Below are 12,443 nucleotides of genomic sequence, written 5' to 3' on the forward strand. Positions count from 1 at the left end.
GTGCGGACATTCGGGCACCGACAGTGGCTCAGGGGCCGCACTGTCGGGTCCCTACAGAAGACGGCGGACCACGCACGGAAACGTATGGTCCCCGGACCTGCGCACACGACATGATCGGAGTCCACAGGTCACGAGAGCAGGGAGATACCTCGGTGCCTCATACCATCGACGAAGCCTTCACAGCGCTTCCCCTACGCGCCCTGGCCGACGCCGCGCTGGCACGCGCGCGTGCGCTGGGCGCCGAGCACGCGGACTTCCGGTTCGAGCGGGTGCGCAGCGCGTCCTGGCGGCTGCGGGACGCCAAGCCCGCCGGGTCGTCGGACACCACCGACCTCGGGTACGCGGTCAGGGTCGTGCACGGCGGCACGTGGGGTTTCGCGTCGGGCGTGGATCTGAGCATGGACGCGGCGGCGCGGGTCGCCTCGCAGGCCGTGGCGATGGCGAAACTGGCCGCCCAGGTGATCAAGGCGGCGGGTTCGGACGAGCGGGTGGAGCTCGCCGCCGAGCCGGTGCACTCCGAGAAGACATGGATCTCGTCGTACGAGATCGATCCGTTCACCGTGCCCGACGAGGACAAGGCCGGGCTCCTCGCGGACTGGAGCGCGCGGCTGCTGGCGGCGAACGGGGTCAACCACGTCGACGCGTCACTGCTGACCGTCCACGAGAACAAGTTCTACGCCGACACCGCCGGGACCGTGACCACCCAGCAGCGGGTGCGGCTGCACCCGTCGCTGACCGCGGTGTCGGTCGACGAGTCGAGCGGCGAGTTCGACTCCATGCGGTCCATCGCGCCGCCGGTGGGACGCGGCTGGGAGTACCTCACGGGCACCGGCTGGGACTGGGAGAGCGAGCTCGAGCAGATCCCGGAGCTGCTCGCCGAGAAGATGCGGGCGCCCAGTGTCGAGTCGGGGGTGTACGACCTGGTCGTCGACCCGTCCAACCTGTGGCTGACGATCCACGAGTCCATCGGCCACGCCACGGAGCTGGACCGCGCCCTCGGCTACGAGGCGGCCTACGCCGGCACCTCCTTCGCCACCTTCGACCAGCTCGGCAAGTTGCGGTACGGCTCCGACCTGATGAACGTGACGGGTGACCGCACCGCCGAGCACGGCCTGGCGACCATCGGCTACGACGACGAGGGCGTGGCGGGCCAGTCCTGGGACCTGGTGAAGGACGGCACGCTCGTCGGCTACCAGCTGGACCGGCGGATCGCGAAGCTGACCGGCTTCGAGCGGTCCAACGGGTGCGCGTTCGCCGACTCCCCCGGGCATGTGCCCGTGCAGCGCATGGCCAACGTCTCGCTCCAGCCGGACCCGGCCGGGATGTCGACGGAGGATCTGATCGGCGGGGTCGACCGGGGCATCTACGTCGTCGGTGACCGGTCCTGGTCGATCGACATGCAACGTTACAACTTCCAGTTCACCGGCCAGCGGTTCTTCAAGATCGAGAACGGTCGGATCGCCGGCCAGCTGCGGGACGTCGCCTACCAGGCGACCACCACCGACTTCTGGGGTTCGATGGCCGCGGTGGGCGGTCCGCAGACATACGTTCTCGGGGGCGCCTTCAACTGCGGCAAGGCCCAGCCGGGGCAGGTCGCGGCGGTGTCGCACGGCTGCCCGTCGGCCCTCTTCAAGGGAGTCAACATCCTCAACACCACGCAGGAGGCCGGTCGATGAGCGCGCAGTCCAAGAAGGCGCAGAAGCCGCACGAGATCGTCGAGCGCGCCCTGGAGCTGTCCACGGCCGACGGCTGTGTCGTGATCGCCGACGAGCAGTCCACGGCGAACCTGCGCTGGGCCGGCAACGCGCTCACCACCAACGGCGTCACACGCACGCGTACCCTCACCGTGATCGCGACGGTCGACGGCAAGGAGGGCACCGCATCCGGAGTCGTCTCACGGGCCGCGGTGACCGTGGACGAGCTGGAGTCCCTGGTCCGGGCCGCCGAGGCCGCCGCGCGCGGTGCGGCGCCCGCCGAGGACGCGCAGCCGCTGGTGACGGGCGTACCGGCGTCCCCCGACTTCACGGACGGGCCCGCCGAGACCTCCTCCGCGGTGTTCGCCGACTTCGCACCGGCGCTCGGCGAGTCCTTCGCACGCGCGCGGGCGGGCGGGCGCGAGCTGTACGGCTTCGCCAACCACGAGCTGGTCTCCAGCTACCTCGGTACGTCGACGGGGCTGCGCCTGCGGCACGACCAGCCCAACGGGACGCTGGAGCTGAACGCCAAGTCGCCGGACCGTACGCGCTCGGCGTGGGCCGGCCGCTCCACCCGGGACTTCAAGGACGTCGACCCGGCCTCGCTGGACGCCGAACTCGCCGTACGGCTCGGCTGGGCCGAGCGGAAGCACGACCTGCCCGCCGGGCGGTACGAGACGCTGCTGCCGCCGACCGCCGTGGCGGACCTGCTGATCTACCAGATGTGGTCGGCGTCCGGCCGGGACGCGTCCGAGGGCCGGACCGTGTTCTCCAAGCCCGGCGGTGGCACCCGGCTCGGCGACCGGCTGACCGAGCTGCCGCTGACACTGCGCAGCGACCCGAACGAGCCGGGCCTGGAGTCCTCGCCCTTCGTGCTCACCCACTCCTCCGGCGGCGACTCGTCGGTGTTCGACAACGGGCTGCCGCTGACGGCCACCGAGTGGATGCGGGAGGGCGAGCTGAGCAGCCTGCTGACCAGCCGGCACAGCGCCGGGCTGACCGGGCTGCCGGTGGCGCCGGGCATCGACAACCTGATCCTGGACGGCGGCGAGGACCGCTCCCTGGAGGAGATGGTCGCGAACACCGCGCGCGGACTGCTGCTGACCTGCCTCTGGTACATCCGCGAGGTCGACCCGGCCACGCTGCTGCTGACCGGTCTGACCCGCGACGGCGTCTACCTCGTCGAGAACGGCGAGGTCACCGGAGAGGTCACCAACTTCCGGTTCAACGAGTCTCCGGTGGACCTGCTGGGCCGGGCCACGGAGGCCGGGCGCACGGAAAAGACGCTGCCGAGGGAGTGGAGCGACTGGTTCACTAGGGCTGCGATGCCGGCCCTGAGGGTGCCGGACTTCAATATGAGCTCTGTCAGTCGGGGCGTATAACCTCGTAGCTGGTTGTCACCCGACCGCCGAAGTCATCCAAGGAGATACGAGAACCGTGACGGACATCGTCGACGAGCTGAAGTGGCGCGGGCTGATCGCCCTCTCCACTGACGAGGACGCATTGCGCAAGGCGTTCGCGGACGGCCCTGTCACGTTCTATTGCGGGTTCGACCCGACCGCACCCAGCCTGCACCTCGGCAACCTCGTGCAGATCCTGACGATGCGCCGGATCCAGCAGGCGGGCAACCGTCCGCTGGGCCTGGTGGGCGGTGCGACGGGTCTGATCGGCGACCCCAAGCCGACCGCGGAGCGGACGCTGAACTCGCCGGACATCGTGGCCCAGTGGGTCGAGCGGCTCCGGGCGCAGATCACCCCGCTGCTCGACTTCGAGGGCCCGAACGCCGCGATCATGGTCAACAACCTGGACTGGACCCAGGGGCTGTCGGCCATCGAGTTCCTGCGGGACGTCGGCAAGTACTTCCGGGTCAACAAGATGATCGCGAAGGAGGCCGTCGCCCGGCGGCTCAACTCCGACGCGGGCATCGGCTACACCGAGTTCAGCTACCAGATCCTCCAGGGCATGGACTTCCTGGAGCTGTTCCGCAGGCACGGCTGCACGCTGCAGACCGGCGGCAGCGACCAGTGGGGCAACCTCACCTCGGGCACCGACCTGATCCACCGGGTCGAGCCCGACGCCGTGGTGCACGCGCTGGCCACGCCGCTGATCACCAAGGCCGACGGCACCAAGTTCGGCAAGACGGAGTCCGGCACGGTCTGGCTCGACCCGGAGATGACCACGCCGTACGCCTTCTACCAGTTCTGGCTGAACGCGGACGACCGGGACGTCTCCAAGTTCCTGCGCATCTTCAGCTTCCGGTCCCATGAGGAGATCGAGGAGCTGGAGAAGCAGACCGAGGAGCGTCCGCAGGCCCGTGCCGCGCAGCGCGCACTGGCGGAGGAGCTGACGACGCTGGTGCACGGCGCCGACCAGACGGCTGCCGTGGTCGCCGCGAGCCGTGCGCTGTTCGGTCAGGGCGAGCTGGCGGACCTGGACGAGAAGACGCTCACGGCGGCCCTCTCCGAGGTGCCGCACATCCAGGTCGCCGAGCTCGGTCTCGTCGTGGACCTGCTCGCCGAGGTCGGCCTCGTGGCCAGCAAGTCCGCCGCGCGCCGGACCGTGAAGGAGGGCGGGGCGTACGTGAACAACGCGAAGGTCGCCGCCGAGGACGCGGTTCCCGCCAAGGAGGACCTGCTGCACGGTCGCTGGCTGGTGCTGCGCCGGGGCAAGAAGAACCTGGCGGCGGTCGAGGTCACGGGCGCCTGAGCACACGGCGAGAGGGGCGGTCTCCCGTGCGGGAGGCCGCCCCTCTCGGCGTAGGTGCTCTCAGGTCCGCTGTTTCCTCTTGCCCAGCGTCGCCATGTACAGCATGTCGCCGACGCCCACGATGATGATCGCGGCGACGAGCTGGAAGGCGTGGCGGCTCCAGTCGATGCCGGAGGTCTCGTCGACGCCTGCGGCGCGCGCGATCGCGTTGCCCGCGATGGCGCCCAGCATGCCGAAGATGGTCGTCAACCACAGAGGGCTGTGCTGCTTGCCCGGGAGGATCGCCTTCGCGATCAGGCCCAGCACGAATCCCACGATGATCGCCCACAACCAGCCCATGGCTGCCTCCTAGTACGGCTCGACGTGAGCATTACGCCCAGTGTCGGCGCATGCGCGGTACGGCGCATGTCGAGTAAGCCGTACGCGCTACGGCGCAGGTCGTTCGCCCGGGCGGGAGGTGCCCCGGTCTCGTAGGCGGCGCAGGCGCGGCGTAACGTAGGACGTGTCCGGGCCCGGTTCCTCTGCCGGGGGCGGAGTGGGTACGGGCCGGGGAGAGTCCGATGCGGGCGGATGGTGGAATGTGATGCGGAAGCAGCATGCGGCAGGCAACGCCCAGGTTTTCCGGATCACCGGGGCCCGTCAGGGGCTTCATGACGATGTGCGCGGCCGGCAGCGGCGGTATGTGATCTCGATGGTTGTGCGTACGGCGTCGGTGATCCTCGCGGTCTCGCTCTGGAACGTCGAACGGCACGTCGCCATCGTCGCGTTGGTACTGGGGGCTCTTCTTCCCTACGTCGCGGTGGTGATCGCCAACGCGGGGCGCGAGAACGCGCCGTCCTTGCCGTCGACGTTCGTGACCGCGCCCACGCCGCCGATGATCACGCCTCCGAGCGCTCGGAGGGGCTCCGCGGAACCGTTCCCGGAAGACGCCGTGGGCGATTCGGAGGCGGGTCTGCGGGGGGAATCACGCGAGCGGACGTGACCTTGGCGGAGGGTCCGAATCCGGAAGTCACCTCCGTACCAAGCTCAAGAAAAGCTCAGATCAATCATGTTGTTCCAGTGCCGGGCGACGGGTTACCCGTGACATACTTCCTACGCGCTCCGCATCCCCCGTCGGAGCGACAGACCGACGCCGGGCAGCTCCCCCCGTGGCTGCTCGGCGTCGCCTTGTTCACGGCACTTTGTGAGACGAAACAGTGAGTGAAGAGACCACCCCGATCTGCTCCGCGAAGGGCTGCCGCCTGGACGCCGTGTGGGTGCTCGCGTGGAACAACCCGAAGATCCACACGCCGGAGCGCCGGAAGACGTGGCTGGCGTGTGAGGAGCACCGGGAGCACCTGTCCCAGTTCCTCGGTGTGCGGGGGTTCCTGAAGGACGTCGTCCTGCTGAAGGAGTGGGAAGCGCAGGGCCAGGTTCCCTAGCCGCCGATTGCGGACATCGGCCGGTCCGGCTGCACGAACGCCGGGTCGTCCAGGCCCGCGCCCGCCTTCTTGCCCCACATCGCCACCTTCCAGATGCGGGCTATCTCCTCGTCCGGGGCTCCCGAGCGCAGGGCCGCGCGCAGGTCCGTCTCCTCCGTCGCGAACAGACAGGTGCGGACCTGGCCGTCGGCCGTCAGGCGGGTGCGGTCGCAGGCTGAGCAGAACGGGCGGGTGACCGAGGCGATGACACCCACGACGTGCGGGCCGCCGTCCACCAGCCAGCGTTCCGCCGGGGCCGAGCCGCGCTTTTCGGAGCCCTCTTCCGTCAGGTCGAAGCGGGTGCGCAGGGAGGTGAGGATGTCGCCCGCGGTGATCATGCCGTCGCGCTTCCAGCCGTGCTGGGCGTCCAGGGGCATCTGCTCGATGAAGCGCAGCTCGTAGTCGTGCTCGACCGCCCAGGCCAGCAGGTCGGGGGCCTCGTCGTCGTTCAGGCCCGGCATCAGGACCGAGTTGACCTTGACCGGGGTCAGGCCCGCCGCACGGGCCGCGTACAGGCCCTCGATGACGTCCTTGTGGCGGTCCCGGCGGGTGAGGGTCTTGAAGACGTCCGGGCGCAGGGTGTCCAGGGAGACGTTGACCCGGTCCAGGCCCGCCGCCTCGAGGGCGGTCGCGGTGCGCTTGAGGCCGATGCCGTTGGTCGTCAGCGACATCTGGGGGCGGGGCTCCAGAGCTGCGACGCGCTCCACTATGCCCACCAGGCCCGGGCGCAGCAGCGGCTCGCCGCCCGTGAAGCGGACCTCCTCGATACCCAGCGAGGTGACCGCGATGTCGATCAGGCGGACGATCTCGTCGTCCGTGAGCAGATCGGGCTTGGCCAGCCACTGCAGGCCCTCCTCGGGCATGCAGTACGTACAGCGCAGATTGCACCGGTCGGTCAGCGAGACTCTCAGGTCGGTGGCCTGCCGGCCGTAGGTGTCGATGAGCACGTGGGCCCCCTCCCTCGTCTGCGAAGCACTGTCGGAGCACTCGAGGAGCACTCGTTTCCCGTCACCTGCGAGCCTACGTGACCCGACTGACATCGACAGTGCCCGATCCCACGAGGTAAGACGCGGCCGCGTCGTAGAGACCTACGACGCGGCCGGTCACAGAGCGCTGCCCGACGGACTCAGTGGGCGCCGGTGCCGGTCAGGGACCGGACCTCCAGCTCCGCGTACTTGCCGGCGTCGGGCTCCTCCTTGGACAGGACGGTGCCGAGCCAACCCATCGCGAAGCCGAACGGGATGGAGATGATGCCCGGGTTCTTCAGCGGGAAGTAGGCGAAGTCGACGTCCGGGAACATCGCCTTCGGGTCGCCGGAGACGACGGGCGAGAACAGCACCAGGCCGACGGCGACGATCAGACCGCCGTAGATCGACCACAGTGCGCCCTGGGTGGTGAACTTCTTCCAGAACAGGCTGTAGAGGATCGTCGGCAGGTTGGCGGACGCGGCGACCGCGAAGGCCAGCGCGACCAGGCCGGCCACGTTGAGGTCGCGGGCGAGGGCGCCCAGGCCGATGGCCGCGGCACCGATGAAGACGGTCGCCACGCGGGCCGCGCGGACCTCTTCCTTGCCGGACGCCTGGCCCTTGCGGATGACGTTGGCGTAGATGTCGTGCGCGAAGGAGGACGACGAGGCGAGGGTCAGACCTGCCACCACCGCCAGGATCGTCGCGAAGGCCACCGCAGAGATCGTCGCCAGCAGGATCGCGCCCCACGTCGAGTCGACGCCGCCCAGGTGCAGGGCGAGCAGCGGGGCCGCCGTGTTGCCGGACGGGTTGGATTCGATGATCTCCTTCTGGTCGATCAGCGCGGCGGCGCCGAAGCCGAGCGCGATCGTCATCAGGTAGAAGCCGCCGATGATGCCGATGGCCCAGTTCACGGACTTACGGGCGGCCTTGGCGTTGGGCACCGTGTAGAAGCGGATCAGGATGTGCGGCAGACCCGCCGTGCCGAGCACCAGGGCGATGCCCAGGGAGATGAAGTCCAGCTTGGAGGTGCCGGTCGCGCCGTACTGGAGGCCGGGCTCCAGGAAGGCGGAGCCCTTGCCGCTCTTCTCGGCGGCCGTGCCGAGCAGGTCGGAGATGTTGAAGTTGAACTTCAGCAGCACCAGGAACGTGATCAGGATCGTGCCGCTGATCAGGAGGACGGCCTTGACCATCTGGACCCAGGTGGTGCCCTTCATGCCGCCGATGGAGACGTACACGATCATCAGGACGCCGACGAGGGCGACGATGGCGATCTTGCCCGCGTCGGAGGTGATGCCGAGCAGCAGCGAGACCAGGACACCCGCGCCGGCCATCTGGGCCAGCAGGTAGAAGATCGAGACGACGATCGTGGAGGTGCCGGCCGCGGTGCGGACCGGCCGCTGGCGCATGCGGTACGCCAGTACGTCACCCATGGTGTAGCGGCCGGAGTTCCTGAGCGGCTCGGCGACCAGGAGCAGCGCCACCAGCCAGGCGACCAGGAAGCCGATGGAGTACAGGAAGCCGTCGTAGCCGAAGAGGGCGATGGCGCCGGCGATGCCGAGGAACGACGCGGCCGACATGTAGTCGCCGGAGACCGCGAGACCGTTCTGGAAGGCGCTGAACTGGCGTCCGCCGGCGTAGAAGTCGGCGGCGTCCTTGGTCTGGCGGCCCGCCCAGACCGTGATGACCAGGGTCGCGACGACGAACACCGCGAAGAGGCTGATGATCAGTGGTCGGTGCTCGCCGGCCTCTCCGGCCGCGAGGACACTCTGCTGCGCGATGCTCATGCGTCGCCCTCCATACGGGACTTGATCGCCTCGGCCTTGGGGTCGAGCTTCGCGGCGGCGTGCCGGGAGTACCACCAGGCGATGAGGAACGTAGTGACGAACTGGGCGATGCCGAGGACGAAGGCGACGTTGATGTTGCCGAACAGCTTGGTGCCCATGAAGTCGCCGGCGAAGTTCGACAGCAGGACGTACAGCAGGTACCAGGCGATGAAGCCGACGGTCAGGGGAAAGGCGAAGGAGCGGTAGGAGTGGCGTAGTTCACCGAACTCCGCACTCTCCTGCACCGCGGTGAACTCCTCGGTGCTGGGGAGTTTGTGTTGCTCTTTCGAGGGGGGCGGTGCGTCGGTAGCCACGGAGTCTCCTCGCGTTGCGGGTGCTGTTGCCACGGTGGACGTGGACGGGTCCGGGTTCGGGGACGGGTTCGGTACGACGGACATGTGACGGCTCTGTTCCTCGCGGTGACCAGGGGGCTCGATCGTGCTCGTGCTCCCTGCCCAACGTCACGGCGGCACGCGAGGAGCGGTTCAACTGCCCGGGCTTCTTTCCGAAGTCACCTCGGGTAGGTCATTGCTGGCCAGCGACTTCGCGGGATAGCTTCGCCACTGCACCACCCGTCATGTACCTGCCCGAGCACCACCTGTGTTCGGGCGGTTCTCGTTTCCGGATGATGTGGAGACCCCATGCCTCATCTGCGTTCCAGACGTCGGCTCGCTCTGGCCGTGCCCGTCGTTCTCTCGCTGACCGCCTCGCTCGGCTTCCTGCCCGCGGCCGCCTCGGCCGCCCCGTACGCGGAGCCGACCGTGCAGGCCGCGGACGCGCCCAACCTGTCGTACGTGGTCAACACCAAGGTGGACCGCAAGACGATCTCGTCGGTGAAGAAGGCCGTCGTCGCCAAGGGCGGCACGATCGTCATCACGTACGAGAAGATCGGCGTGATCGTCGTCCACTCGGCCAACCCCGACTTCGGCGCACAGATACGCGCGGTGCGCGGCGTGCAGTCGGCGGGTGCGACGCGCACCTCGGCGCTCACTCCCGCGAGCACCACGGACGAGGGCGCGGCCCAGATCCTGACGAAGGAGCAGGCCGAGAAGATCGAGAGCGCCTCCGCGGCCGACGCGGAGAGCGAGCCCCTCGAGGCCGACCAGTGGGACCTGCGGGCGATCGGCGCCGACAAGGCCGCGCAGATCAACCCGGGCAGCAAGAAGGTCACCGTCGCCGTCATCGACACCGGCGTCGACGACACCCACCCGGACATCGCGCCGAACTTCTCGGCCTCGCAGTCGGCCAACTGCGACGGCGGCGTCCCGGACACCACCGAGGGCGCCTGGCGCCCGTACACCGTGGACGACTACCACGGCACGCACGTGGCCGGTGAGATCGCCGCCGCCCGCAACGGCATCGGTGTGGCCGGTGTCGCGCCCGGCGTGAAGGTCTCGGCCATCAACGTGACCGACCCGAGCAACGGCCTCTTCTACCCGGAGAGCGTCGTCTGCGCGTTCGTGTTCGCCGCCGACCACGGTGTCGAGGTCACGAACAACAGCTACTACGTGGACCCGTGGCTGTACAACTGCCTCGACGACCCCGACCAGCGGGCCATCGTCGACGCGGTCAACCGGGCATCGCTGTACGCCCAGAAGAAGGGCACGCTCAACCTGGCCTCGGCGGGCAACTCCAACGACGACCTCGACTCGGACGCCCTGGTCGACGAGAGCAGCCCCGACGACTCCACGCCGGTGACGCGCACCATCGACCCGCACGAGTGCTTCGACGTGCCGACCCAGCTGCCGGGTGTCGTGACGGTCAGCGCCACGGGCGTGCAGAACCTGAAGTCGTACTACTCCTCGTACGGTTACGGCGTCGTCGACATCGCGGCCCCGGGCGGTGACCGGCTCTACCAGATCCCGGACACGCCGTCGAAGAACGGCCGCATCCTGTCGACCATGCCGAACAACTCGTACGGCTTCCTGCAGGGCACCTCGATGGCCTCCCCGCACGCCGCGGGCGTCGCCGCGCTGCTGAAGTCGACGCACCCGAAGGCGTCCCCGGCGCAGCTGCAGGCGCTGCTGAAGGCGCAGGCGAACAACCCGGGCTGCCCGGCCTCCTACGACCAGGACGGCGACGGCACGCAGGACGCGACCTGCGTGGGGGGCAAGCGGGTGAACGGGTTCTACGGCTACGGCATCGTCAACGCGCTGCGCGCGGTCAAGTAGCCCGCAGACCACCCGCACGGTCCCGCTCGTACCGCGAACGAACTGGAGACAGCATGACAGCGCCTGACCCGCGCTTCCGCCGTGCGCTGGCCATCCCGCTGGGGATGGCCATGGCGACGGCACTCGCGTTCCTGCCGAACGTCTCGGCATCCGCGGCGGAGGAGTCCCCCGCAGCCGACGCGACCTCGCTCAGCTATGTCGTCAACGTCAGCCCCGGACACGGGCCTTCGAAGCATGTGAAGAAGGCGATCTCCGAGGCCGGCGGCACGATCGTCACGTCGTACGACCGGATAGGCGTGATCGTCGTCCACTCGGCGAACCCCGACTTCGCCAAGGTCGTGCGCAAGGTGCGCGGGGTGGAGTCGGCCGGCAACACCCGTAACGCGCCGCTGCCCGCGCAGTCGACGACCGACGTGGGTACGCCGAGGGTGCTCAGCGCCGCGGAGGTCGCGGACGCCGAGGCGGTCGCCGGACAGGACCCGCTCGAGCCCCTGCAGTGGGACCTGCCCGCCATCAAGGCGGACAAGGCGCACGAGAAGTCGCTCGGCAGCAGCAAGGTGACCGTCGCCGTCATCGACACCGGTGTCGACGACACGCACCCGGACATCGCGCCGAACTTCGACCGTGCCGCGTCGGTCAACTGTGTGACGGGCAAGCCGGACACGACCGACGGGGCGTGGCGGCCGGGCACGGGGGAAAGCCCGCACGGCACGCATGTGGCCGGTGAGATCGCGGCCGCCAAGAACGGCGTCGGCATGACGGGTGTCGCGCCCGGCGTGAAGGTGTCCGGCATCAAGGTGTCCACGACGGCCGGCTACTTCTACACGGAGGCCGTGGTCTGCGGCTTCGTGTGGGCGGCCGAGCACGGCGTCGATGTGACGAACAACAGCTATTACACCGACCCGTGGTACTTCAACTGCAAGAACGACCCGGACCAGAAGGCGCTCGTCGACGCCGTCTCCCGGGCCTCGCGGTACGCGGAGAAGAAGGGCGCCGTGAACGTCGCGGCGGCCGGCAACGAGAACTACGACCTCGCGGCCGACGAGATCACCGACCCGGTCTCCCCCAACGACGCCACGCCCTCGGACCGGGTGATCGACCCGTCCGAGTGCCTCGACATCCCGACCCAGCTGCCGGGTGTCGTGACGGTCGCGGCGACCGGGGCGAAGGGCATCAAGTCGTCCTTCTCCAACCATGGTCTGGGCGTCATCGACATCGCCGCACCCGGCGGCGACTCGACCCGCTTCCAGACCCCGGCCCCGCCGGCCACCAGCGGTCTGATCCTGGGCACGCTGCCGGGCGGCGGCTGGGGCTACATGGCCGGTACGTCGATGGCCTCGCCGCATGTCGCCGGCGTGGCCGCGCTCATCAAGTCGACGCACCCGAAGGCCTCCCCGGCCCTGGTGAAGGCCCTGCTGTACGCGGAGGCCGACGCCACGCCGTGCACCGACCCGTACGACATCGACGGCGACGGGAAGGTCGACGCGGTGTGTGAGGGGCCGAAGAACTACAACGGCTTCTACGGGTGGGGTACCGCGGACGCGTTGGACGCGGTGACGAAGTGACGCGGTGACGCTCACGCGCGCGTGATGTGAAGGGCCGGACGGGTACCGTCCGGCCC

Annotated in this window: 11 protein-coding genes; 7 read left to right on the top strand and 4 right to left on the bottom strand. The window is 69.2% G+C overall.

Annotated features, from left to right (window positions below; all coding sequences use genetic code 11):
• Positions 1-152 precede the first annotated feature (152 nt).
• The 3 genes from ACWD3I_RS17350 to tyrS are packed head-to-tail and all read left to right on the top strand — an operon-like array spanning position 153 to position 4,400.
• Positions 153-1,676, top strand: a complete 1,524-nt coding sequence (locus tag ACWD3I_RS17350; protein ID WP_365400617.1) for a TldD/PmbA family protein — start codon at positions 153-155, stop codon at positions 1,674-1,676.
• Entirely contained in the window at positions 1,673-3,076 is a 1,404-nt protein-coding gene (locus tag ACWD3I_RS17355) for a metallopeptidase TldD-related protein (protein ID WP_365400614.1), read from the top strand. Before ACWD3I_RS17350 ends, ACWD3I_RS17355 begins: the two co-directional genes overlap by 4 nt.
• 55 nt (positions 3,077-3,131) lie before the next feature.
• Positions 3,132-4,400, top strand: coding sequence for a tyrosine--tRNA ligase (gene tyrS / locus ACWD3I_RS17360; protein WP_365400610.1), 1,269 nt, complete (start codon positions 3,132-3,134; stop codon positions 4,398-4,400).
• Positions 4,401-4,460: 60 nt separating this feature from the next.
• On the opposite strand, the gene ACWD3I_RS17365 is transcribed toward tyrS, so the two are convergent.
• On the bottom strand, positions 4,461-4,739 hold the full coding sequence (locus ACWD3I_RS17365) for a GlsB/YeaQ/YmgE family stress response membrane protein (RefSeq protein WP_266894299.1): 279 nt from the start codon (positions 4,737-4,739) through the stop codon (positions 4,461-4,463).
• A 244-nt stretch (positions 4,740-4,983) separates the two neighbouring features.
• Here ACWD3I_RS17365 and ACWD3I_RS17370 point away from each other — a divergent pair, with 244 nt between their 5' ends.
• Together ACWD3I_RS17370 and ACWD3I_RS17375 are read left to right on the top strand one after the other, a co-directional pair.
• The gene (locus ACWD3I_RS17370; protein ID WP_365400606.1) at positions 4,984-5,382 is read left to right on the top strand and encodes a DUF3099 domain-containing protein; all 399 of its coding nucleotides are present in this window, start codon (positions 4,984-4,986) and stop codon (positions 5,380-5,382) included.
• A 214-nt stretch (positions 5,383-5,596) separates the two neighbouring features.
• A complete protein-coding gene (locus ACWD3I_RS17375; RefSeq protein ID WP_266829096.1) occupies positions 5,597-5,821 on the top strand; it encodes a hypothetical protein in 225 nt (74 codons plus the stop codon).
• On the opposite strand, the gene moaA is transcribed toward ACWD3I_RS17375, so the two are convergent.
• From moaA to ACWD3I_RS17390, 3 genes are all read right to left on the bottom strand, one after another.
• The gene (moaA, locus tag ACWD3I_RS17380) at positions 5,818-6,807 is read right to left on the bottom strand and encodes a GTP 3',8-cyclase MoaA (protein ID WP_365400603.1); all 990 of its coding nucleotides are present in this window, start codon (positions 6,805-6,807) and stop codon (positions 5,818-5,820) included. The two genes, ACWD3I_RS17375 and moaA, sit on opposite strands and share 4 nt — an antisense overlap.
• A gap of 179 nt (positions 6,808-6,986) precedes the next feature.
• Complete coding sequence (locus ACWD3I_RS17385; protein WP_365400600.1) at positions 6,987-8,612, bottom strand: solute symporter family protein; 1,626 nt, start codon at positions 8,610-8,612, stop codon at positions 6,987-6,989.
• Positions 8,609-8,965: a DUF485 domain-containing protein gene (locus ACWD3I_RS17390; protein ID WP_351687418.1), complete on the bottom strand. Its 357-nt coding sequence runs from the start codon at positions 8,963-8,965 to the stop codon at positions 8,609-8,611. The genes ACWD3I_RS17385 and ACWD3I_RS17390 overlap by 4 nt, the downstream gene beginning before the upstream one ends.
• A 327-nt stretch (positions 8,966-9,292) precedes the next feature.
• On the opposite strand from ACWD3I_RS17390, the gene ACWD3I_RS17395 reads away from it, so the two are divergent.
• Both ACWD3I_RS17395 and ACWD3I_RS17400 read left to right on the top strand, forming a co-directional pair.
• Positions 9,293-10,822 carry a S8 family peptidase gene (locus ACWD3I_RS17395; protein WP_365400596.1) on the top strand — a complete coding sequence of 510 codons (1,530 nt, stop codon included), beginning with the start codon at positions 9,293-9,295 and terminating at the stop codon, positions 10,820-10,822.
• 53 nt (positions 10,823-10,875) lie between these two features.
• Complete coding sequence (locus tag ACWD3I_RS17400) at positions 10,876-12,387, top strand: S8 family peptidase (protein WP_365400593.1); 1,512 nt, start codon at positions 10,876-10,878, stop codon at positions 12,385-12,387.
• Positions 12,388-12,443: the final 56 nt, after the last annotated feature.

The sequence above is a fragment of the Streptomyces sp. NPDC002817 genome, assembly GCF_053592055.1.

Coding starts and splice junctions, on each gene's coding strand:
- ACWD3I_RS17370 (WP_365400606.1), top strand. CDS start 4,984: ATGCGGAAGCAGCATGCGGCAGGCAACGCCCAGGTTTTCCGGATCACC.
- ACWD3I_RS17400 (WP_365400593.1), top strand. CDS start 10,876: ATGACAGCGCCTGACCCGCGCTTCCGCCGTGCGCTGGCCATCCCGCTG.
- ACWD3I_RS17385 (WP_365400600.1), bottom strand. CDS start 8,612: ATGAGCATCGCGCAGCAGAGTGTCCTCGCGGCCGGAGAGGCCGGCGAG.
- ACWD3I_RS17395 (WP_365400596.1), top strand. CDS start 9,293: ATGCCTCATCTGCGTTCCAGACGTCGGCTCGCTCTGGCCGTGCCCGTC.
- ACWD3I_RS17365 (WP_266894299.1), bottom strand. CDS start 4,739: ATGGGCTGGTTGTGGGCGATCATCGTGGGATTCGTGCTGGGCCTGATC.
- ACWD3I_RS17355 (WP_365400614.1), top strand. CDS start 1,673: ATGAGCGCGCAGTCCAAGAAGGCGCAGAAGCCGCACGAGATCGTCGAG.